The sequence below is a fragment of the Weissella viridescens genome (assembly GCF_001437355.1).
GTDB lineage: Bacteria > Bacillota > Bacilli > Lactobacillales > Lactobacillaceae > Weissella > Weissella viridescens.
On sequence record NZ_JQBM01000003.1, the window covers coordinates 38,730 to 61,129 of the forward strand.

21 protein-coding genes are annotated in these 22,400 nt (G+C 42.2%); all 21 read left to right on the top strand.

The window, feature by feature from the left end:
- The first annotated feature begins 16 nt into the window (after positions 1-16).
- Positions 17-973 carry a 50S ribosomal protein L11 methyltransferase gene (prmA, locus tag IV50_RS05160; RefSeq protein WP_057746074.1) on the top strand — a complete coding sequence of 319 codons (957 nt, stop codon included), beginning with the start codon at positions 17-19 and terminating at the stop codon, positions 971-973.
- Positions 974-1,714 (top strand): RsmE family RNA methyltransferase, encoded by a 741-nt coding sequence (locus IV50_RS05165; protein ID WP_057746077.1) that lies wholly within the window; start codon positions 974-976, stop codon positions 1,712-1,714.
- Between the two features lie 15 nt (positions 1,715-1,729).
- Complete coding sequence (locus tag IV50_RS05170) at positions 1,730-2,113, top strand: hypothetical protein (RefSeq protein WP_057746079.1); 384 nt, start codon at positions 1,730-1,732, stop codon at positions 2,111-2,113.
- Between the two features lie 311 nt (positions 2,114-2,424).
- Entirely contained in the window at positions 2,425-2,859 is a 435-nt protein-coding gene (mraZ, locus tag IV50_RS05175) for a division/cell wall cluster transcriptional repressor MraZ (RefSeq protein ID WP_057746082.1), read from the top strand.
- A gap of 40 nt (positions 2,860-2,899) precedes the next feature.
- Complete coding sequence (gene rsmH, locus IV50_RS05180) at positions 2,900-3,844, top strand: 16S rRNA (cytosine(1402)-N(4))-methyltransferase RsmH (protein WP_057746085.1); 945 nt, start codon at positions 2,900-2,902, stop codon at positions 3,842-3,844.
- Positions 3,845-3,875: 31 nt separating this feature from the next.
- A complete protein-coding gene (ftsL, locus tag IV50_RS05185; RefSeq protein WP_057746089.1) occupies positions 3,876-4,250 on the top strand; it encodes a cell division protein FtsL in 375 nt (124 codons plus the stop codon).
- A gap of 1 nt (position 4,251) precedes the next feature.
- A complete protein-coding gene (locus tag IV50_RS05190) occupies positions 4,252-6,438 on the top strand; it encodes a penicillin-binding transpeptidase domain-containing protein (RefSeq protein WP_057746091.1) in 2,187 nt (728 codons plus the stop codon).
- A gap of 15 nt (positions 6,439-6,453) precedes the next feature.
- Positions 6,454-7,443: a phospho-N-acetylmuramoyl-pentapeptide-transferase gene (gene mraY, locus IV50_RS05195; protein ID WP_112468786.1), complete on the top strand. Its 990-nt coding sequence runs from the start codon at positions 6,454-6,456 to the stop codon at positions 7,441-7,443.
- Positions 7,444-7,543: 100 nt separating this feature from the next.
- Positions 7,544-8,896, top strand: coding sequence for a UDP-N-acetylmuramoyl-L-alanine--D-glutamate ligase (gene murD, locus IV50_RS05200; protein WP_057746096.1), 1,353 nt, complete (start codon positions 7,544-7,546; stop codon positions 8,894-8,896).
- Entirely contained in the window at positions 8,896-9,993 is a 1,098-nt protein-coding gene (gene murG, locus IV50_RS05205; RefSeq protein ID WP_057746099.1) for an undecaprenyldiphospho-muramoylpentapeptide beta-N-acetylglucosaminyltransferase, read from the top strand. The genes murD and murG overlap by 1 nt, the downstream gene beginning before the upstream one ends.
- A 29-nt stretch (positions 9,994-10,022) precedes the next feature.
- Positions 10,023-11,078 carry a cell division protein FtsQ/DivIB gene (locus IV50_RS05210; protein ID WP_057746102.1) on the top strand — a complete coding sequence of 352 codons (1,056 nt, stop codon included), beginning with the start codon at positions 10,023-10,025 and terminating at the stop codon, positions 11,076-11,078.
- Between the two features lie 123 nt (positions 11,079-11,201).
- Positions 11,202-12,605 (top strand): cell division protein FtsA, encoded by a 1,404-nt coding sequence (gene ftsA, locus IV50_RS05215; protein ID WP_057746105.1) that lies wholly within the window; start codon positions 11,202-11,204, stop codon positions 12,603-12,605.
- Between the two features lie 25 nt (positions 12,606-12,630).
- Complete coding sequence (gene ftsZ, locus IV50_RS05220) at positions 12,631-13,887, top strand: cell division protein FtsZ (RefSeq protein ID WP_057746107.1); 1,257 nt, start codon at positions 12,631-12,633, stop codon at positions 13,885-13,887.
- A gap of 16 nt (positions 13,888-13,903) precedes the next feature.
- On the top strand, positions 13,904-14,341 hold the full coding sequence (locus IV50_RS05225) for a cell division protein SepF (protein WP_057746111.1): 438 nt from the start codon (positions 13,904-13,906) through the stop codon (positions 14,339-14,341).
- A gap of 14 nt (positions 14,342-14,355) precedes the next feature.
- Positions 14,356-14,616 carry a YggT family protein gene (locus IV50_RS05230; RefSeq protein ID WP_057746116.1) on the top strand — a complete coding sequence of 87 codons (261 nt, stop codon included), beginning with the start codon at positions 14,356-14,358 and terminating at the stop codon, positions 14,614-14,616.
- Positions 14,617-14,629: 13 nt separating this feature from the next.
- The gene (locus IV50_RS05235; protein WP_057746119.1) at positions 14,630-15,427 is read left to right on the top strand and encodes a YlmH family RNA-binding protein; all 798 of its coding nucleotides are present in this window, start codon (positions 14,630-14,632) and stop codon (positions 15,425-15,427) included.
- 11 nt (positions 15,428-15,438) lie between these two features.
- A complete protein-coding gene (locus tag IV50_RS05240; RefSeq protein ID WP_057746122.1) occupies positions 15,439-16,086 on the top strand; it encodes a DivIVA domain-containing protein in 648 nt (215 codons plus the stop codon).
- Positions 16,087-16,354: 268 nt separating this feature from the next.
- Positions 16,355-19,150: an isoleucine--tRNA ligase gene (ileS, locus tag IV50_RS05245; protein WP_057746125.1), complete on the top strand. Its 2,796-nt coding sequence runs from the start codon at positions 16,355-16,357 to the stop codon at positions 19,148-19,150.
- Between the two features lie 122 nt (positions 19,151-19,272).
- Positions 19,273-19,935: a histidine phosphatase family protein gene (locus IV50_RS05250; protein ID WP_057746128.1), complete on the top strand. Its 663-nt coding sequence runs from the start codon at positions 19,273-19,275 to the stop codon at positions 19,933-19,935.
- A 21-nt stretch (positions 19,936-19,956) separates the two neighbouring features.
- On the top strand, positions 19,957-20,676 hold the full coding sequence (locus IV50_RS05255) for a tetratricopeptide repeat protein (RefSeq protein WP_057746131.1): 720 nt from the start codon (positions 19,957-19,959) through the stop codon (positions 20,674-20,676).
- Positions 20,657-22,400: SF1B family DNA helicase RecD2 (recD2, locus tag IV50_RS05260; RefSeq protein WP_057746134.1), on the top strand; the 1,744-nt coding region annotated here is incomplete at its 3' end. The genes IV50_RS05255 and recD2, both read left to right, overlap by 20 nt.

The window sequence follows — 22,400 nt, forward strand, 5'->3', positions numbered from 1 at the left end:
GAAATGAGGCGGGCTTATGAGTTGGCAAGAAGTGACCGTAACAACACAAAATGAAGCAGTCGAAGCAGTCAGTAATATTTTAATTGAGGCGGGAGCTGAAGGGGTTCAAATTGATGATGCGGAAGATCGCGATCATTATCAAGCGTCTGATGGAACAGTCACGATTGATTGGGATTCAGTGCCAGGTGTGACGCAAGGTGCTGAAGTATCAGGGTATTTTCCTGCCGATGTCCATGTGTCTGAATTGTTAGGTGGTATTCGGGAACGTGTGCAAGGGTTACAAGCCTTTGGATTAAATGCGACGCCGGGGACGGTTGTTCAAAAACCAGTTGAAGATGCTGAATGGGCTACGGAATGGCAAAAATATTATCATCCAGTGCGCTTGACGCGTTATTTAACCGTCGTGCCAAAATGGGAAACTTATCAGCCACAAATGCCAGATGAGCATGTGATTGTGTTAGATCCAGGCATGGCATTTGGAACAGGGACACATCCGACAACAAAGTTAATGCTTCAAGCTGAAGAATTTGTACTGCGTGGTGGTGAACGCGTTTTGGACGTTGGAACTGGATCGGGTATTTTAAGTATTGCCGCCAAGTACATGGGCGCCAGCGAAGTTTTAGGGACTGATGTGGATGAAGTTGCTGTGAAATCAGCGCAAGGGAACCTTGATTTGAACCCCATTGCATCAGATGTAAAAGTGCAAGTCAGTGACTTGTTGGCAGATGTGACAGAAAGTGATTTTGATGTGGTGGTTGCTAACATGTTGGCAGAAGTACTATTACCGCTTATTCCACAATTGCCGGCTGTGATTAAGCCAGGAACGCAAATTTTACTTTCCGGAATCTATCAAGATAAGATTGAGGCAATTCAAACCGCTTTGCGAGCACAAGGCTTGTTAGTGGACCAAATCATGCAATTAGGTGAATGGTATGGCGTGATTGCACATAATCCAACGGGTGAGGAGGTTTAAATGCAACGTTATTTTTTGGATGAAATGCCCGCAACTGAAACTTTCACCTTACCAGAGGATGTTGCCCATCACTTTGTAACGGTATTACGGGCTCGAATTGATGATGAGGCGGAATTTGTCTTACCAGATCATCGAACAATTTGGATTGCGAAAGTCGTGGAAATCACAGACCAAAATGCCATTATGCAGGTTGTTGCAACGACAACGCCACAAGTGGAGTTGCCAGTTAAGGCGACTCTTGTTTTAGGCTTAAGCAAAGGTGATAAACCAGATTATGTTGTTCAAAAAGCAACTGAAATGGGTGTACATGAAATTATATTCGTTGAAACTGAATGGTCCGTTGTGCATTGGAGGATGAAAAGTGACAAAAAGTTAGCACGTTTGGCAAAAATTGCCAAAGGCGCAAGCGAACAAAGTCATCGATTGGAAATCCCGATTTTACGATACGTGTCAAATCTTCAGGCACTTGATTTACCCACCGACGCCTATAAGGTAGTAGCTTGGGAAGAGAGTGCCAAAAAAGGTGAACGTTCAGCTTTGGCCACAGTTTTAGGCCAATTGGGTCCACAGAGTCACATAGTGGGGATGATTGGTCCGGAAGGTGGACTATCGCAGACCGAAATGGGGACATTGGAACAGCAAGGGTTTATTCCGGTGGGACTTGGTCCCAGAATTTTGCGAGCTGAGACTGCACCGTTATACCTACTGAGTGCACTGAGTTACGCGCTTGAATTAAATTAGAATGAGGAAGATAGCATGTCATACACAAGAATGTTGAAATATTGGCCGTTTTTGGTCTTGAATCTCCTATTTGCGTTTGGAATCCCGTTTGTTGTTAAAATGAGTCATGTGGCAACATTAGCAAACGTGCTTGGAATTTTATTTCTAGTAAATGGGTTATTTAGTATTTATTTAGGTTTATATATTAAGCGACGGGGGGCTTTTAAAGTTATGCTCCTTGTCTGGCCGATTTTATTTGCGATTGCGGTATGGTTTGGCTTAGAACCAAGTCTTTACGGATATGCTTTCGCAGCAATGTACTTTGTCATCGAAAGTTTGGCCTTTTTTGTAGGTCAGCAAAATGATCTTGATTATGAGGAACAAATTCCAATTGATGAAGGCTATCACAGTTTGAAATAATAATGATGAAATAAGCAGACCGAGCGACGAGCCCGGTCTGCTTATTTTTTGTTTATTTAAATTTGAAAGTGGTTGTGGTGGGGGATTGTTTTTTTGATGAAAAAATAGAGACAAAATTTAAAAACGTCAGAAGTGACGTGAAACGTTGATTTAAAGCGATTCTCATTTGAGAATCGCTTTTTTTATTAAAAATCATAGTGGGGGATAGTGGAGAATGGTGGTGAATTGTGGTAAATTAATCATGTAAGATTGTGTAAAAAATAAAAAAGTGGTTACTAACAGGTATTTGGCATGAAAGGAGGAATGACGCGATGTTCATGGGTACATACCAACATACAATTGATACTAAAAATCGTCTGATCATTCCGGCCAAATTCCGTAACCAATTAGGTGATTCTTTTGTGGTGACGCGTTGGATGGAGCATTCAATCCGGGCGTATACGCAAGAAGGATGGGATGCCTTTTCAAAACAGGTACGTGCCTTACCAGAAACCAATGCAAAAGCACGTCAATTTAAGCGTTTTGTGTTGGGAGGCGCGCAAGAAGTTGAATTTGATAAGCAAGGGCGAATTACGCTGACGAAATCACTGTGTGAGTATGCACAACTTGAAAAAGAGACAACGGTCTTTGGTTTGGGTGAAGATTCATTCGAAATTTGGAGCACGGCTAATTGGCAGGCTTACGAAGAGAATGTTGCAGAAAACTTTGATGATATTGCCGATGGTCTTGATGATCTCGGTATTTAAAACAAATAATAAGCTGAAAAAGAAAGAAAAGGGCTGAAGCATGGCGGAATTTGAACATACAACAGTATTATTGCATGAAGCAATAGATGGATTAGCTGTCAAAGCTGATGGTACCTATGTGGATGCAACTTTGGGTGGTGGTGGCCATTCAAAGTTATTGGCAAGCAAACTTAATACGGGGAAATTATATAGCTTTGACCAGGATGTCACGGCCATTACATATAATGAAGACCATCTAGCAGAGGAAATCCATGCTGGAAAAGTTGAGTTGGTTCAAACTAATTTCCGTAACTTAGCGCAAGCTTTAGCTGAACGAGGTGTCACAGGCATTGATGGGATTGTATATGATCTAGGAGTTTCATCACCACAATTTGATGATGGTCAACGTGGTTTTTCATACAATTATGATGCGCCACTAGATATGCGAATGGATCAATCACAAGCGCTTAATGCGCGAACAATCGTAAATGAATGGTCATTTCAAGATTTGATGCGGATTTTTTCACGTTATGGTGAAGAAAAGTTTTCAAAACAAATCGCGCGCGCTATTGAACGTACACGAGCTGAAGCGCCAATTGAAACAACGTTTGAATTAGTTGAAGTGATTAAATCAGCAATTCCAGCTCCTGCCCGTCGTAAAGGTGGACATCCTGCTAAGAAAACATTCCAAGCAATTCGGATTGCTGTTAACGATGAACTGGGTGCTGTTGAGGGTTCATTACAACAAGCATTAGACTTGTTAGAAATTAATGGCCGGATTGCAGTCATTACTTTCCAATCTTTAGAAGATCGTTTAGTAAAAACAATGTTTAGAGAAAAAACAACATTACCGGAACTGCCTGCAGGCTTACCAGTGATTCCAGAAGAAATGGAACCTGATTTTAAATTAGTTAATCGTAAGCCGATTGTGCCAAGTACAGTGGAGATGGATGAAAATCATCGGGCCCATTCCGCTAAATTACGCATTATTGAACGCGTGAAATAAAGTCGTGAAATAAAGAAAGGAAATTAAGACTATGGCTACACCAAATTATAATCACCAGCCCATTGTTAAACCGACGCCACAAGTACGCCCAAAACGACAACCAAAAAAATCAGTCAAACGTATTCCACTGGCTCGGCCCAAATGGAACTTTTTAGATCTCACAATGTTAGCAGCAACGATTTTGGTTGCAATTGTGGGTGTCTTTATGGTCATTAATGTTAGTAACCAGGGAGCTAAAGCTAACAGTCATTTAACACAAGTAACGGCGCAACTTAATCAAACCAAAAATGATAATAATGATCTACGTCAAGAAATTGGCACAGTAACCAGTAATGATAAGTTGAGTGAAGTTGCTAAAAAAGAAAACCTTACAATGAATAATGACAATGTTAGGAATGTAAAATAAGATGGCACAAAAGAAGCGACACGGAATCTGGAAACAATTGGATAAAAATAGTCGAATAGCTGGCTTAGTTTTGTTAGCTTCAACGATGCTCGTGTTGCTTGTGTTAGGTTATCGGTATGCGCACATCGCGGTTACTAAAGATGTCAAAGGTCATCGACTTGATAAAGCGACACAGCAAATTTATCAAAGTCAAAGTATTGACGAAGCTAAAAGAGGCCAAATTTTTGACGTTAATGGCAATCCCATGGCTGAAAATACGACATCGTATACAGTGGTGGCTGTGCTTGATAAATCGCAGATTGGACCCAACGGTAAAAAGATGTACGTAACCCCAAGCCAAGATAAACATGTGAGCGCCGTTCTAGCAAAAGAATTAGGTGGCAAGGCAAGTACATATGAAAAAGCTTTAAAAGACGGACGAAAGGCCAAACGCGACCAAGTTCAATTTGGCTCATCCGGAAGCCAATTAGATGTCTTAAAGTACAAACAATTAAAGAATAAACGTATTCCAGGGCTAACCTTTGTTGGTAGTCCAGCCCGGTTCTATCCCAATGGTGTGGCAGCAGCAAATCTGATTGGTTTAGCTGGCAATGTTGAGAATAAGCAGACAGGGTTAACCGAGTTAAAAGGGAATAGCGGTATCGAAGCTGGTTGGAATAAAAATTTGACTGGTAAGAATGGCATTAAAGCTACGGCAGTTGATGAGAACGATGCTAATCGGGCAAAATCAAAACCCGCCGTTAATGGTTCGGATGTTTATACGACAATTGATTCAAAGTTGCAGGCACAACTTGAAACACGTATGGACGTACTTAACGATACGATGGCGCCAAAATCGGCGCTAGCGGTGGTTATGGATACCCAAAATGGAGATATTGTTGCCTCAACGCAACGACCAAATTATAATGCCACGACGGGCCAAGGAATTGGTGACTATTGGCAAAATGAATTAACAAATTCATTTGAGCCAGGTTCAGTTATGAAAGGTGTAACTGTAGCTTCTGCTATAGATACGAATAACTGGAACCCGAATGCTACTTACCGATCAGGAACGTTGAATGTTGACGGTAAAAAGGTGACAGATTGGAATAATGGACGTGGTTGGGGCCAAATTAGTTATGACCAAGGTGTTGGATTATCATCCAACGTTGCAATGGCTTTAACTGAGCAACGAATGGGTGCTAAAACATGGCAACGATACATTCGGAATTTTGGTTTCTTGAAATCAACAAAATCAGGCTTGCCCCAAGAAAATTTGGGCATGATGCAGTTCCGTTATCCATTTGAGCAAGCTAATACGTCCTTTGGACAAGCGATTGCCACGACGCCATTACAGATGTTGCAGGCCTATACTGCAATTGCTGGTGATGGAACCATGCTTAAGCCACACGTTGTAAGTAAAATTATTAATCCAAATACACAAAAAGTTGTCTATGAAGCGAAACGACAAAAGGTCGGACAACCAATCAAGGCAAAAACAGCGGCGGCCACTCGAAAGCAGCTGGAAGCAGTTGTTTATAATGATGATGGTCTTGGTCATGATTATGCATTGAAGGGTGTGCGAACGACTGGTAAATCTGGAACTGCTCAAGTTTCGACGGCGTCAGGTTATCAAAACGCACAAAATCCAACCCAAGAGATTCATTCTTGGATTGGGATGGCACCAGCGGATAAGCCACGATATATGATGTACATTGTGGTTAAGAAACCCCAAAAAGTGCCGAGTCAAGTGACAAAGCAAATGGCTGGTGTATTCAAGCCGGTCATGACACAGGCTTTGCAGATGGCGAAGGGCGACAATAAAGCTGTAAGTAGCCAAGCGCAATTGACCCAAGTCCCTGATGTAAAAAATCAGAGCCGCAAACAAGCGGTGGATAAAATTGAACAAGCCCATTTGGAGGCGCTTGTAATGGGGGATGGCGACAAGGTTATTGCACAAAGTCCAGCTGCTAAGACGGGGATGTTGAATAAGCAGCGTGTCTTCGTCAATACCGGTAAGAATATCGTTGTACCAGATATGCATGGCTGGTCAAAAAATGATGTAATGATTTGGGCTGACTTAGCTAAAATCAAAATCAACAGTAAGGGAAATGGTTTTGTGGCGGCGCAGTCAGTTGAAGGTGGGACACGTTTGAATGAAGGTGTCCATGAAATGACGATCGAGTTTAAAGAACCAAAGGTAGAATAGAGGAGTAGTTAAATGATGTGGATTGTGTTTGTTGGCTTGCTAGTTGGTCTAGCAGCAACTGTGTTTGTTGTACCAGCCCTGCGGGACTGGTTTAAGAAAAAGAAAATTGAACAATTGGTGATGCGTTCAGGTGAAAACGAACCTGATCATGCCGCCAAAGCGGGAACACCGACGATGGGTGGTGCGGGATTTATTGCCGTTGTGATTATCGGTTATGCAATTCTAGGATTCTTTATGAAAGCCTATGATGTTACCGCATTGGTAGTTCTATTGGCAATCTTTCTATATGCGGTTGTTGGTGGGTTTGATGATAGTATTAAAATCTTCAATCACCGCGATGAAGGTTTTCGCTTTTTGCCAAAGTTGAGTGTTGAAATTCTGGCGGCTATCTTAGGTGTTGTGCTTTTGCACATGAGTGGCTTTGAATTTAGCTTGGCCATGCCATTTGGCTTACCAACTTTGCATAATGCCTTCTTCTATACGATTTTTGTCATCATTTGGCTCGTTGGTTGGTCAAATGCGACAAACTTGACGGATGGACTTGATGGTCTTGCAACGGGGTTAGCAATTATCGCCTATGGCTCATACCTTATTATTGCCATGCAACAAGCCAATTCAGGTGTGATGTTACTTGATGCGTTGATGATTGGGGCGCTTGTTGGTTTCTTCGTCTTTAATCATTATCCAGCAAGTATTTTCATGGGTGATACTGGTTCGCTTGCTTTAGGGGCTGGGCTCGCTATGAATGCGATTGTATTACACAAAGAATGGTCAATTTTGTTGATCGGAGTGGTCTTCATGATTGATACCCTTTCAGTTATTATTCAAATTACGTCATTCCGTTTGACTGGAAAGCGTATTTTCTTGATTACGCCTATTCATCACAGTGTGGAAAAGGGTGGTTTGACTGGAAATGTTGAAAAGCCTTGGAACGAATGGCAAGTTGACGCTCTCTTTTGGAGTGTTGGGTTGTTAGGATCCGTACTCTACTTCATTTTGTTTTAATTAAAAGTTACGCTAGTTGGGAGATCAGCGCCCAACATACATAAAATTGTAATAAGCAGGTCAGCTTGACCGTCGATTGTGAATTGGAAAGGATAGGTTTATGCGAACGTTAGTGATAGGCTTTGCCCGCTCAGGTGCTGCGGCAGCAAAATTGTTGTTAGAAGAGGGACAGGATGTGATTGTTTCAGATCCTAAGTTAGATTTTTCGGATCCGAAAGTACAGGCCCTTCAAACAAAAGGCGTCACATTCACGCAAGACCAAGATGAGCAGTTGCTTGATGGTGTTGACCAAATCATTAAAAATCCCGGAATTCCGTATACCATTCCAATTCTGCAAGCAGCGCAAGCGCGAAATATTCCAATCAAGGTTGAAGTGGCGCTGGCCCAACCATACATCGAAGGTGATTGGATTGCGGTGACTGGATCGAATGGAAAAACAACTGCGACAGAGATGATTGCAGCCGTCTTACGGACTCAAACGACAGCTGACCACGACGTGCGCGTTGCCGGAAATATTGGGACACCAGTTAGTGAAATTGCGAAGACTGTTCGACCAACCGATACATTAATTACGGAGCTATCATCCTTTCAACTAATGGGGGTGCCGGATCTGAAACCAAAGATTGCGGTCATTACAAATATTTATGCGTCACATTTGGATTATCACGGATCACGAGAAGCCTATGTGGCAGCAAAAATGAATATTACTAAAAACCAAACAGCGTCGGATTACTTGGTTATGAATTTCGATAAAGCGGAGTGGCGTGACCTTAGTCAACAAAGTAAGGCCCAGATTGTACCGTTTTCGCGCCAAGGAAATAGTACTGCGGGGGCATATCTTGCGGATGGCTGGTTATACTTTAGAGAAGAAGCTGTTATGCCTGCAAGTGAACTAGGTGTAACAGGTGATCATAATATTGAAAATGCGCTGATTGCAATTGCGGTTGGTCAATTGGAGCGTGTGCCAATATCAGCAATGCGTAAAGCACTGAGTGAATTTACAGGTGTTAAGCATCGACTTCAAAAAGTTGGTACTTACTTAGATCGCCTGGTTTATAATGATTCAAAAGCGACAGATATTGAAGCAACAGAAAGTGCCTTGTCTGGATTTAAGCAACCAGTTGTACTACTGGCTGGTGGATTGGACCGTGGCGACGACGAAATGCGGCTCTTGCCTGCCTTAAAGGCCCATGTATCACAAATGGTTGTTTTTGGTGAAACTGCTGATAAGTTAGTAGCGGTTGCAGATGCGGCTAAGCTCCCAGTTGTGAAGACAAAAGACGTTCAAACTGCAGTACCACTTGCTTTTGAAAAGAGTGCACCCGGAGATGTTATCTTACTCTCTCCAGCGGCTGCATCGTGGGATCAATACCCAAATTTTGAAACACGTGGTGATTTATTTATTCAAGCAGTTCAAGATTATGCTGCACAAACACAAAGTGAGGTAAAATAATGCGTATTGTTGTATCTGGTGGTGGAACTGGCGGACATATTTATCCTGCCTTAGCGACGGTCAATCGTTTGAAAGAACGTGAGCCAAAAACGGAAGTCCTTTATATTGGTGGGGAACGCGGTCTTGAAAAGGATATTGTCCCAAAAGCTGGGATTGACTTTAAGGCTGTTGATGTACAAGGTTTTGATCGTGCGATTACATTAAATAATTTTAAAACGGTCTATCTCTTCTTAACGGCAACTAAGAATGCACGCAAGATGTTGAAGGACTTCAAACCTGATGTCGTTGTTGGTACAGGTGGGTATGTTTCTGGACCCGTGCTTTATGCAGCGCAATTACTAAAAATTCCAACAGTGATTCATGAGCAAAATTCCGTTGTCGGCGTGACCAATAAGTTTTTAGCTCGAAAAGCCAAGAAAGTCGGCGTTGCGTTTCCGGATGCCATCAAAGCTTTTAAACCTGGCCAAGCTGAGTTAGTTGGAAACCCACGTGCTCAAGAAGTTGTACAAAGTACGGGTGAATTTGTTTGGGCTGGTTTAGGCTTGAACGCTGACACACCAACGGTACTTGTTTTTGGTGGATCTCAAGGGGCACCTAAACTTAATGCAGCGATGGTTGACGCAATGTCAGAATACAATCAAGCTGACTATCAGGTTGTATTTGCAACAGGGAAAAAACGTTTTGATGACGTGCAAAAGGCGTTAAAGGACCATGCCGTTATGCCCGCTGGAAACGTTGCTGTTGTACCATATATTAGCAATATGCCAGAACTCATGCCAAAGGTGGATTTGGTCGTTGGACGAGCTGGGGCAACCAGTATTGCGGAACAGACTGCTTTGGGAAAACCAATGGTCTTAATCCCAAGTCCATACGTCACTAATGATCATCAAACCAAAAATGCACAAAGTTTGGTTGATGCACAGGCTGCAGATATGGTAACTGAAGATGTTCTAAGCGGGACAACGCTTTACCAGGCTGTCAATCAAATTATGACGGATGCAACACTTCGTGCTGATATGGCTAAACATTCAAAGCAACTGGGTGTACCAGATGCCGCGGATGAATTCATTAACCTAATAGAAAATGTGCTTCAATAATTTATGAGACGTGGGAAAGGGTAGAACAGATGACAACAGATGATCCTAAAAAGCCATCGACGGCTGATATTCAAAAACATTTAAATCAGTTAACGGATGGGGCAACTGGATCATCTAGTCAGTCAGATGGGCCAGTTCAACGTCCGAAACGTAAGCCTAAGATACAATCGCCCAGACAACATCCTGACAAAGCGACTAAAAAACCTTCTTTTTGGCAAAAATGGCGTGATAATGTGCAACGTCAACAACGTAAAATCAAGCAACAAGGTTTGGGCAATGTGATTAACGAAGAACTGCCTGCCGAAATTGATGATGATGAAAGTGTTGATGCCGTCACACTCACGACGCCCAAACGTTTTGATCGTTTGTCACGAAGCCAATGGCAAGGGATTGGCGTTATGACATTATTCATATTCTTAGCCCTGGTCATTGGTTGGCTGGTTTCTCCAGCGGCACAGGTCCAACACTATCGGGTGGTGGGCAATGATGATTTAACAGCAAACCAAGTTTTACAGGCTGCACAATTGCGTGAGCGTCAGTCAACTTTTTTAACAGCTAATGAAAGCAGTTACTTTCAATCGAAGGCTAAACAGGCTAACCCACAAATTGCATCATTGGCTTTGACGATTAAAAATCCAACTACAATTCAAGTTAAAGTGAAGGAACATCCTAAGGTCGGGTATATTCAGACGGATTTGGGATACCAAACCTTACTTGATAATGGCGAGGTAATTGGTGAGGCGTCAAAAGAGCGGCCAAGTGATCAATATGCGATTTATGAAAACTTTCCAACTAATCGAAAAGCCCTTGAAAAAGTCAGTCGCCAAGTTGGTAAGCTGAATGGACCAATTCGACGTTCGATTTCTGACGTCGTATGGGCACCAACTAAACTCAATTCTGAACGGTTGATGCTCTTTATGAATGATGGGAATGAAGTTTTGATTAATGCGAGTGATGTAGCTGAAAAATTAAAGTACTATCCATCCATTGCCGCGCAAGTTAAAGCAAACCAAAAAAGTGTTGGAAATAAAAAAACAATTATTGATTTACAGGTTGGTGCATATGGGTATCAACAAGACTTTTAACATTTGCATGAAATTGAACAAATTTAGTTTGAAAAGTAGAAGAAAGACCCCAAGTATGGTATTCTTTTAAGGAAATGTTTATATATTTTAATGACTTTTAATTTCAGTCGAAGGAGGAAACATATGGCCAATCATGGATTAATTGTTGGTTTGGATATTGGAACCAATACTGTTAAAGCATTGGCAGCTGATGTTCGCAATCAGCAAGCGAATATAATCGCAGTTGGTCGTTCAGTTTCACACGGCGTCAAAAAGGGCGTTGTTGTTGACATTGATGCGACAGCAACTGATATTCGGCAAGCAATGGCACAAATTAATGAGCAAGCTGGACAAACGATTACCGAAGTTGTTGCAGCATTACCAGCTGAAAATATTCAAATTAGCCGACTAAATGGACAAATTACAGTCCAAGACTCACAACATATTTCATATCAAGATGTTGAGGCTGTCGTACATGAAATCATCAAAGGCCAAGTCGCTGCCGATCGAGAAGTTATCGATTTGGTACCACTTGATTTTGTTGTTGATGATTTTGATGGGATTCAAGACCCAAACGACATGGTTGGTATGCGGTTAGCCATGAACGCAATTGCTTACACGGCGCCCAAGCATATTTTGGGTAATCTAAAAATGGCAATTGCAAAGGCTGGATTAAACCTCCGCGACTGCGTCTTAACACCTTTAGCAACCAGTAAGACGGTCTTATCTGAAGCAGAACAAGAATTTGGTAGTATTCTTTTGGATATGGGTGCCGGACAAACCACGGCTTCTGTTGTCCAAGGGAACCAAATTAAGTTTATTTCGTCATTTCCAGCAGGTGGCGATAATATTACGCGAGATATTAGCAACGTGTTATCAATTGGTGGTTATGAAGCTGAGATGCTTAAACTTGATTCTGGCGTGGCGCTAACGCGCTTAGCGGATGGACAAGAAAAGTTGGTGATTCAACGTGTTGGACAAACTGAACCTGAAGAAATTACACAAAAATATCTAGCGGAAGTCATTGAGGCTCGCGTTGACCAAATTTTGGGTAAGTTAGGTGAAAAGTTAAAGATGGTGAATGCCCAGCAACTTCCAGGTGGGGTAACACTCATTGGTGGTACGGCTGCATTAAGTGGTATGCCAGACGCTGTGGAAGCGAGTTTGGGTGTTAAAACCAAAAGTTTCGCGCCCAATGATATTGGGCTACATCATCCTGGCTTTGCCAATGCTTGGGCAGTTATTCAGTCGGCAGCCCAACAATTACCAATTCAATTGGTCGTCAAGCAAGCTTTGTATGGGCTAACCATTCAAGGTCTTGGACAAACAGCTGTAGAAACACAAACGGCTAATCCAAGAGTCGCCAAGGCAGCGCCAGTTTCTGAAACCTATGCGTCAGTTCAAAAGCGACCACAGCCTGTCCGTCCAGTCGAAGATGGTACAGATTTGGATGCTGAGATAAGTCATGAAGATGAAGTTGTAAATACACGTGATTCAGATAAGAAATCATCAAGAATTGGTGAATTCTTTCGTGAATTCTTTGAATAGATACTAGCAATACAAGGAGCTCAATATGGATTTCCAAATGGATACAAATCAAGAATATGGTGCAACAATTAAAGTCATCGGTGTCGGTGGTGGTGGTGGAAACGCTGTTAACCGCATGGTTAACGAAGGTGTAGAAGGCGTTGATTTTATCGTAGCCAACACTGACGCACAAGCCCTCGAACGTTCTTCAGCTGAAGTGAAGATTCAGATCGGATCAAAGGCAACTCGTGGATTAGGTGCTGGTGCACGTCCTGAAGTGGGTGAAGCAGCTGCTAAAGAAAGTGAACAAGAAATTTCTGAAGCACTTGCCGGCGCTGACATGGTCTTTGTCACAGCCGGAATGGGTGGCGGAACTGGAACAGGAGCGGCGCCCGTTGTGGCCAAAATCGCTCGTGACTCAGGTGCGTTAACAATTGGTGTTGTAACACGTCCATTCTCATTTGAAGGGCCTCGCCGTGGCAAGTCCGCTGCCGAAGGTCTTGCCAATTTAAAAGAAAATGTTGATACATTAATCGTCATTTCAAACAACAACTTGTTGCAAATTGTTGACAAGAAAGCGCCAATTATGGACGCCTTCAAGATGGTTGACGATGTTTTGCTCCAAGGTGTTTCAGGTATTTCAGACTTGATTACGAAGCCTGGAATTATCAACTTGGACTTTGCTGATGTGAAGACGGCCATGGCTAACCAAGGAACTGCTTTGATGGGAATTGGAACAGCTTCTGGTGAAAACCGTGCCGCTGAAGCCACGCGCAAGGCGATCGCATCACCATTGCTTGAAGCCAAGATTGAAGGCGCATCAAATGTCTTGCTTTCAATCAAGGGTGGTGCCGATATGTCATTGTTTGAAGCACAAGAAGCTTCAGAAACAATTGCACAAGCGGCTGGAACCGATGTCGATATCATCTTTGGTACAACCATTGATGAAGACATGGATGGTGAAATTATTGTAACTGTGATTGCCACTGGCATCGATAAGACACAAACACCACGTCCTGAAATTAATGTGGGTGGTACAAACGCAACAAGTCCATTTGATGCAACAAGTGAACCTGTGCAACCAGCAGCTGCACCACAACGACCAGCACAACCACAGCAACCAGCTGATCCGTTTGCAAATTGGAATATGGCTAATAATAGTCAAAATGCACAACCAGCGGCCCAAGAACCACAATCAGCGGCCCAATCGGTTGAAGCACAACCAAACCAACAACCAGCTGCAAATGAAGACGAAATCGATCGTCCAGCATTCTTTAGCTGGAACAAACGTGACGAAAAGTAAAAGTAGGTGATACTGAATGGCATTTAATAAATTTAAAGATTTTTTCGGTGTTGACGATTATTATGAAGATGAGGTTGCTGATGAGTATCTTGATGATGCACAACAACCAGAAGACAACACTGACAGTAAGGTGAAAACAAATCCACGTGCCAATGTCTTGAAGCTAGATGGCAAGCGTAATAGTGCGGCTAAAATTGCATTGTACGAACCACGTACATATGCAGATGCACAAACAATTGCGACGCAAATTCTTCAAGGTGAAGCGGTTATCGTTAACTTTAGTTCAATCGATGAACGTAACCAATTGCGCGTGCTAGACTACATTGCGGGTGCAACGTTTGCTGTTGATGGGGATGTTGAACGTGTAGGAGACCAAATTTTTGTGGCAACACCACATAACTTTGAAATCTCTGGAACAATCTCACAAAACGTGGGACAACAATTAGGTAATTAAGCAAGGAGTCAAATATGGGCACAGTCCTCATGATTTTAGCGTATTTGCTACAAGGCCTTGAATGGATTATTGTGATTTGGGCCTTGATGAGCTGGTTTCCAGCGTTACGCGATAGTAAGTTCGGGGAGTTTATTGCCAAAATTGCTGATTTAGTGGTCGGACCGATTCAAAGAATTGTGCCACCACTCGGAATGATTGATTTTAGTGCAATTATTGCACTGATTTTATTACAAGCAGCGCAATACGGCATTATGTCTCTTGCGCAAAGTTTGTAATGTGGGGCTGGTAATGACTTCAGATCTTTCACAGCATTTCCGCAGCGAGGAACAACCCTTTGTTCAACAAGTGCAAGACTGGTTAATGCAGTGTCAGGCGGAATACCGCATGGTATTAACACCGTTTTTAAACCCTCGCGAACGATTTATCGTTGACACATTGGTAAATCGGCTTGCGGAGGTTCAATTTGTTTCCTCGGGTATCTTTGATAATACTGAGATGCAACGTGGGTTATTTTTACCAAGTTATATGTCAGCGGATACCATCAAGACAACGGATTTTGAATTAAAACTTTTGCAGATTCAATATCCGCAAAAGTTTTTAGAAATGCGACATAGTACGATTCTCGGAAGTTTAATGCACAATGGTATCGAGCGTAAATCGGTGGGTGACATTGTGACGGATGGGAATGATAGTTGGCAGCTGGTTACTACGGATGTCGTCGCAAGGTATGTGCAAACACACATCGAACGTTTTGGTAAGGTACCCGTCAAATTTGACGAAGTGGACACTGAAATGGCCATTCAACCTAAGCTCAATTGGGAATTGGATGATATTTTAACCAGTTCGTTGCGATTAGATACAATTATTGCGAATGCATTTAGCTTAACTCGGAGTCAAGCCAAAGAGTTAGTTGAAAATGGCCAAGTTAAATTAAATTGGGCCATTCAAAAACGTGCTGAGTTTGAGGTTGCCGCGGGTGATTTGATTTCTACACGTGGCTTCGGACGATTGCAAATATTAAGTGATAATGGGTTAACCCGTAAGGATAAACACAAGTTGTCCGTTGCAAAATTGAAAAATAGATAGGAGATTTAATGATGGCAGTTACACCACAAGAGATTCATTCAAAACAATTTACCACACGTTCAAACAAGTGGTACGATAAAGCCGAAGTTATTGATTTTTTGGATCAAATTGCTGTAGGTTACGATAACTTGATGCAAGAAAACCAAGCTTTGCGGACTAAGTTAGTTGAAGCGGATTCTAATGCTACTCAAGTTGAAGAGATGAAACAATCTGTTAACTCATCAATTTTGATTGCGCAAGAAGCAGCTGATCGTTTGAAGAAGCAAACCGAAGCAGAAGCAGAAGCAACTTTGCAACAAGCAGAGACTGAAGCACAAAAGATTGTCATGGAAGCTAATGCGAAAGCAAACAATTTGCTTTCAGAAAGCCAAAGCAAGAATGATGACTTGGTTGCACACCATGACGCAATGGAAAAGGAAATGGCAGCCTTTAAGGAACGTATCAACGGTTTGTTGCGTGCACAAATGGATCTTATGAACACTGAAGGTTGGGACGAATTCCAAAAGGAAGTTGCCGCACAACCAGTGGATACTGAAGCAGATGCACCCGTTGTCGTTGAACAAGGGGCAAGCGCAACACCAGTTGATGATCCGGATGCTTCAATTTCCGATAGTGCGCAAACTGAAACATTTGTGGTTATGCCGGACTTGCAATCATAAAAAAAGCTTGAAACCAATTGCATTTTTAGGTATTATTCTTATTAAAGTTATCTAACCAAACGATATTTTGTATTCTAATCAGCGATCTAGTGCATGGTGTGAGTCTAGAGTAGTTCCGCAAAATGTTTATCAGTAGGTAAATCAATAAAGTGAATAAACGTTGAGACGATTTTTAATCGTGAAAACGGGTGGTACCACGTTACTATTAACGTCCCGGACTGAAGCAATTCAGTCTGGGATGTTTTTTTTATTTGAAAGGAGTTCAAGCATGAAAATCAAAGAGACGTTGAATCTTGGTAAGACAAAGTTCCCAATGCGTGGAAATTTGCCACAAAAAGAAGCTGAACGTGAAAACAATTGGTTTGAAAATAAAGTATATGAAAAGCGCCAACAATTAAATGAGGGTAAGCCTTCATTTATGTTGCATGATGGGCCTCCATATGCGAACGGAAATATCCACATTGGCCACGCTATGAATAAGATCTCAAAGGATATTATTGTGCGTTACAAGTCAATGAGTGGTTATTATGCACCATTCGTGCCTGGTTGGGATACACATGGTCTACCAATTGAACAACAATTAACAAAAGCCGGTAAAGATCGTAAGGCCGCTGGCCCTGTTAAGTGGCGTAAGATGGCAGCTGAATTTGCAGACAAACAAGTTAAGACGCAAATGGCTGATTTTAAGCGCCTAGGTATTTCTGCTGACTGGGATCACCCATACTTGACGAAGCAACCGCAATATGAAGCAGAGCAATTACGCGTATTTGGAAAAATGGCTAAGCGTGGTTTGATTTATCGTGGTAAAAAGCCAGTCTTTTGGTCATGGTCATCTGAATCAGCGATGGCAATGGCTGAAATCGAATATCATGATGTTACATCAACATCTGTTTCTTTTGCAGAACGCGTAAAAGATGGTAAGGACATCCTAGATAACGATACGTACTTTATTGTTTGGACCACGACACCTTGGACCATTCCTGCTTCTGAGGCTATCGCTGTAAACCCATCATTCAAATATGATGTTGTCCAACCAGCCGGATCTGAGCGTAAATTTGTGGTAGCGGATGCCTTGCTTGGTTCAGCCGCACAAGCTTATGGTTGGGGTGATGATTATGAAGTTGTTAAAACGGTTCAAGGCAGCGACCTTGATCGTATGACAGCCCAACATCCATACATGGATCGTGAAATCTTAGTGATTAATGGTGATCACGTGACAGCAGATGCTGGAACTGGTCTTGTTCACACAGCACCTGGCTTTGGTGAAGATGATTTTGCCATTGGTCAAAAATATAATTTGCCAATCATCATGAATGTTGATGATCGAGGATACATGACGGAAGAAGCTGGACCAGACTTTGAAGGTGTTTTCTATGATGATGCGAATGCTATTTCATTGAAGAAGCTTGAAGAAAATGATGCACTCATTAAAGCTGAAGACATTACTCACAGTTATCCATTCGATTGGCGTACCAAGAAACCAGTCATTTTCCGTGCGGTACCGCAATGGTTTGCTTCAATCGAACCAATTCGCCAAGAAATTTTGGATAGTTTGGATGATGTTAATTTCCAACCTGAATGGGGGCACAAGCGCCTTGCAAACATGATTCGTGATCGCGGTGATTGGGTGATTTCACGTCAACGTGTTTGGGGTGTGCCATTGCCAATCTTCTATGCTGAAGATGGGACCGCTATTTTGGAACAATCAATTATTGATCATGTTGCTGACTTAGTTGCACAAAATGGTTCAGATGTTTGGTTTGAACGTGAAGCCAAGGAACTATTGCCAGAAGGTTATACGAATGAACATTCACCAAATGGTGAATTCACGAAGGAAACCGATATTATGGATGTTTGGTTTGATTCAGGATCATCACACACAGCTGTGATGGCACAACGTCCAGAGCTGTCATTCCCTGAAGATTTGGTTTTGGAAGGTTCAGACCAATACCGTGGCTGGTTTAATTCATCATTAATTACATCAGTAGCTATCCATGACAAGGCACCATACCGTCGCGTGATTTCACAAGGTTTCGCCTTAGATGGTAATGGGGATAAAATGTCTAAGTCAATTGGGAACACAGTTTCACCAAATGACATTACCAAGAAGATGGGGGCTGAAATTATTCGTTTGTGGGTAACTTCAGTTGATACATCCGGCGATGTCCGTGTTTCAGAGGATATTTTGAGTAAGACCTCAGAAGTTTACCGTAAGATCCGTAATACGATGCGTTATTTGCTTTCAAATACGTCAGATTACAATCCTATGGAAAATGCGGTACCATACCGTGATTTAACACCAGTTGATCAATACTTCTTCGCACACTTCAACGAATTGGTTCGTGATATGCGCCGTGCCTATGATGAATACGATTTCCAACAAGTTTATAAGTTGTTGATTAATTTCATCAACGTCGATTTATCTGCTTTCTATTTGGACTTCGCTAAAGATATTTTGTATGTTGAGGCGCCAAATGGGCATGCACGTCGTTCATTACAAACAGTTTTGTACCGAATCTTAGTTGATTTGGATAAGTTGATTTTGCCAATTTTGCCACACACTGCCGAAGAAATCTTTGATTACTTACCATATGAAGCTGGTGATTATGCCTTCTTGACTGAAATGCCTGCTGTTGAAGACCTTGGTAATGTAACGCCTTTGATTACCCGTTGGACTGACTTTATGTCACTCCGTGATGCTGTGAATAAGGCTTTGGAAGTGGCCCGTGATGAAAAGTTAATTGGTAAGCCTTCAGAGGCTGCTGTGACGCTTTATCTCACTGATGACCAACAAATGCTGGTTGATAGCTTAGGACAAGATATTCGCGTTATCTTGATGGTCTCACAACTAACGTTGGCTAATGTCGCTGATGCTGGTGATGCGCCAGAATACGATGGTTATCACATTAAGGTTGAACATGCGGCTGGTGAAGTATCACCACGTGATCGGATGTACCATCTTGACCTTGGTACTGATCCAACGTTCCCAATGTTGTCAGCCCATGAAGCTGAAATTGTTCGCGCTAACTATCCTGAAGCAGTTGTTGAAGGATTAGAGGATTAAGAACAGCAAAAAACGTCTAACTTTAGTTAGACGTTTTTTTATTTTCGTAAAAAAAGGCTGAGGTTTTCACTGAGAACGCTTATAATAGGGGTATTAGAAAAATTCAGGAGTGGAGCGAACAAATGACAACATTATATTTTATCCGACACGGCAAAACCGAATGGAACCAAGAAGGTCGATTCCAGGGGGCGAATGGTGATTCCCCACTCTTACCTGAATCATATGAACAAATTAAGCAATTAGCACACCATCTTGCACCAATTCCATTTAAACATGCGTTTAGTAGTCCGATTAAGCGTGCAGTTGATACTGCTGAAGCAACATTGGCAGCGATGCACCAAGATGTTCCGTTGACGCTATTACCAGGTCTAAAAGAATTTGGAATGGGTGTCTGGGAAGGCATGCGCTTTGAAGATGTGAAACGTCAATATCACGATATGCATGAGGCTTACCGGCATCAGCCAGATTTATTTGATGCTGATCAAGTTCCAGGCGCAGAAAGCTTTGAACACGTGCAAGAACGATTTGTTAATGATGTTAAAGCAACCGTTCAGCAATATGGTGGTCCAGATGTGAACTTAATCTATTTTAGTCATGGGATGGCATTAACTGCAGGGATGGGGGCGCTCTTACAAGTTCCACTATCTGATGTCCGTAAAGAAGGTGGATTGAGCAATACAAGTACATCTATTTTAGAAACTGATGACGGTGAACATTACCGTGAAGTCGTACGCAATGATGTTAGCTATTTGGGTGGTACACAAGACGAAACAAATACAGTGTAAAACGAAAAGAGGTTGATGAACATGCAAGAACAAACAGATCCACAAACTGAATCAGAGGAAACCGACAGTCAGCAGCAACAAGCTGATATGCAACGTTTGGTCAAAGAAATTGAAGCACATCCTGAAAATTGGCAGGCTTATGCAGATTTAATCAATGTTTTGACGGCTACCGGAAATTTTGTAGAGGCCGAAGAATTGGGGCTCAAAAGTTTGTCACTTTTTGAAGACGATGCACAAGCCAAAGCGTATTTGGCTTATAGTGTTGGAAATGTTTATTATGCAGCTGGAAGTTATGCGCAAGCCCAAAATTTCTTTCAACTTGTTCAATTACCAGAACTGGCACATGATGTCACGATGATGCAGGCGCAAGATTGGTTTGCGCAGAAAAATTACAAACAAGCCTTAGCCTTCGCCTTAACGGGGACTGAACAAGATGCACAAGATGTGGATGCTTTCGACTTGTTAGGTAATATTTGGTTGGCTTTGGACCAATTCGATGAAGCACAAGCGGCATTTGAACGAGTTCTGGCCATTAATGGCGATGACTTTGAGGCGAACTTCGGTCGTGGCCTATTAGCACAAGTAGTGGCGATCGATGACGAAAACCAATGGTTTAGTTATGCGGAAGCACTCGATGCTACAAAGTTCAAACAAAAAACACAACAATTAAATGATTTGAGTCAGGTGATTGTTAACAAGCAACAAGGAGAACAAACTGTTGATGGCAAACCAACTGAATGATGCAACAAATGAAAAACCGCAACTTGTTGGATCAGTTGAGAATATCGTTTTTGCTGCACAAGATTCTTTTTATAAAGTATTAGCCGTCCGCGTTGAATCAGCTAATTTTGAGTTTGATGATGAGGAAATGACGGTAACAGGTAGTTTTGGAGATATTCAAATTGGTGGCGATTACACGTTTGCTGGTCGTATTACAACCCATGCACGATATGGTGAACAGTTTCTAGCAGAAAATTATCAACGCGAAGCCATTACTTCAGCGAAGGGTGTGATTGATTACTTATCAGGGGATCGGTTTCCTGGGGTAGGTAAAGCAAGTGCGACAAAAATTGTTGACACCTTAGGTTCAGATGCCATTGATAAAATTTTGGATGATGCACATGTTCTTGATCAGTTGGGACTTTCAGAAAAGGTCCAAGCGACCCTTGTAGAACGATTGGAAGAGGCTGATGGGGTTGAGCGAACGATTATTGCGCTGAATAACTTTGGGTTTGGCTCTAATTTGGCAAACGAAATTTATGAAAAGTATCAAGCCAAAACGCTGCAGGTATTGAAAGAAAACCCATACCAGCTAGTAGCAGACATTAACGGCGTTAGTTTCAAACGTGTGGACCAAATTGCCGCTGAACAAGGGATTGAACCTGATGATCAACGACGCATAGAGGCGGCGGGTTTAACCACCATTAATCGAGCGACATTTGAATCGGGTGATACGTATATTTTGTTGAATCAGTTGTTGCAAGAAGCACAGCGAATGCTTGAACAAGGCCAGAGTGAACCAGTTTCGGTCGCGGCAATTCAAACGGCACTACTAAAATTAACGGAGCAAGGTGATGTGGTGGCTGAAGCTGACCATCTGTATTTACAGTCAGTTTATCAAGCTGAAAAGGATATTGCGGATAAATTGATTCGCTTGACGCGTATGAAAACTGCGAAATTCGAGCGGGCAACGGTTGTTAAAAAAGTGGCAGCAGTCGCGAAGCAAAATGATTTTGCTTACGATGAAAATCAAACAGATGCGATTATATCAGCACTAACCAGTCATTTGTTTATCTTGACAGGAGGGCCGGGAACTGGAAAGACAACTATCTTAAATGGGATTGTCAAGACGTTCCGTTTACTCGCGCAAAGTGAAGGTATGCCAGCTGATAAAATAACAGATAGTATTATGTTAGCGGCGCCAACTGGACGGGCCGCAAAGCGCCTCTCAGAAGCCACACAAATGCCCGCATCAACGATTCATCGTTTACTTGGCATTACAGGTCGAGAGACTGCACGTGATCTGGACGTTGAAGAACTTGAAGGACAACTATTGATTATAGATGAGATGTCTATGGTCGATACTGAGTTATTTGCCCTACTTTTGAAAGCTGTACCGATGGGGATGCAGGTTATTTTAGTGGGTGATAAAGATCAATTACCTTCTGTTGGACCAGGGCGTGTTTTTTATGACATTTTAGCAAGTGGGCTCTTAAATTATCGTGAATTAGAGGTGATTTACCGGCAAGGTAAAGGCTCGACAATCATTGAGTTGGCTCAGTCGGTGAAGCAAGGACAACTTCCAGCTGATTTTACGATGCAAAAAGCTGATCGATCGTATTTTAATGCTAGCGCCCAACAAGTGCCACAACTCATTGAAAAAGTGGCAAGTTCATGGCGGGATAAGGGTTTTTCTGTAGCGGATATGCAGATTCTTTCACCTATGTATAAAACCCCGGCGGGGG

Coding starts and splice junctions, on each gene's coding strand:
- prmA (WP_057746074.1), top strand. CDS start 17: ATGAGTTGGCAAGAAGTGACCGTAACAACACAAAATGAAGCAGTCGAA.
- IV50_RS05165 (WP_057746077.1), top strand. CDS start 974: ATGCAACGTTATTTTTTGGATGAAATGCCCGCAACTGAAACTTTCACC.
- IV50_RS05170 (WP_057746079.1), top strand. CDS start 1,730: ATGTCATACACAAGAATGTTGAAATATTGGCCGTTTTTGGTCTTGAAT.
- mraZ (WP_057746082.1), top strand. CDS start 2,425: ATGTTCATGGGTACATACCAACATACAATTGATACTAAAAATCGTCTG.
- rsmH (WP_057746085.1), top strand. CDS start 2,900: ATGGCGGAATTTGAACATACAACAGTATTATTGCATGAAGCAATAGAT.
- ftsL (WP_057746089.1), top strand. CDS start 3,876: ATGGCTACACCAAATTATAATCACCAGCCCATTGTTAAACCGACGCCA.
- IV50_RS05190 (WP_057746091.1), top strand. CDS start 4,252: ATGGCACAAAAGAAGCGACACGGAATCTGGAAACAATTGGATAAAAAT.
- mraY (WP_112468786.1), top strand. CDS start 6,454: ATGTGGATTGTGTTTGTTGGCTTGCTAGTTGGTCTAGCAGCAACTGTG.
- murD (WP_057746096.1), top strand. CDS start 7,544: ATGCGAACGTTAGTGATAGGCTTTGCCCGCTCAGGTGCTGCGGCAGCA.
- murG (WP_057746099.1), top strand. CDS start 8,896: ATGCGTATTGTTGTATCTGGTGGTGGAACTGGCGGACATATTTATCCT.
- IV50_RS05210 (WP_057746102.1), top strand. CDS start 10,023: ATGACAACAGATGATCCTAAAAAGCCATCGACGGCTGATATTCAAAAA.
- ftsA (WP_057746105.1), top strand. CDS start 11,202: ATGGCCAATCATGGATTAATTGTTGGTTTGGATATTGGAACCAATACT.
- ftsZ (WP_057746107.1), top strand. CDS start 12,631: ATGGATTTCCAAATGGATACAAATCAAGAATATGGTGCAACAATTAAA.
- IV50_RS05225 (WP_057746111.1), top strand. CDS start 13,904: ATGGCATTTAATAAATTTAAAGATTTTTTCGGTGTTGACGATTATTAT.
- IV50_RS05230 (WP_057746116.1), top strand. CDS start 14,356: ATGGGCACAGTCCTCATGATTTTAGCGTATTTGCTACAAGGCCTTGAA.
- IV50_RS05235 (WP_057746119.1), top strand. CDS start 14,630: ATGACTTCAGATCTTTCACAGCATTTCCGCAGCGAGGAACAACCCTTT.
- IV50_RS05240 (WP_057746122.1), top strand. CDS start 15,439: ATGGCAGTTACACCACAAGAGATTCATTCAAAACAATTTACCACACGT.
- ileS (WP_057746125.1), top strand. CDS start 16,355: ATGAAAATCAAAGAGACGTTGAATCTTGGTAAGACAAAGTTCCCAATG.
- IV50_RS05250 (WP_057746128.1), top strand. CDS start 19,273: ATGACAACATTATATTTTATCCGACACGGCAAAACCGAATGGAACCAA.
- IV50_RS05255 (WP_057746131.1), top strand. CDS start 19,957: ATGCAAGAACAAACAGATCCACAAACTGAATCAGAGGAAACCGACAGT.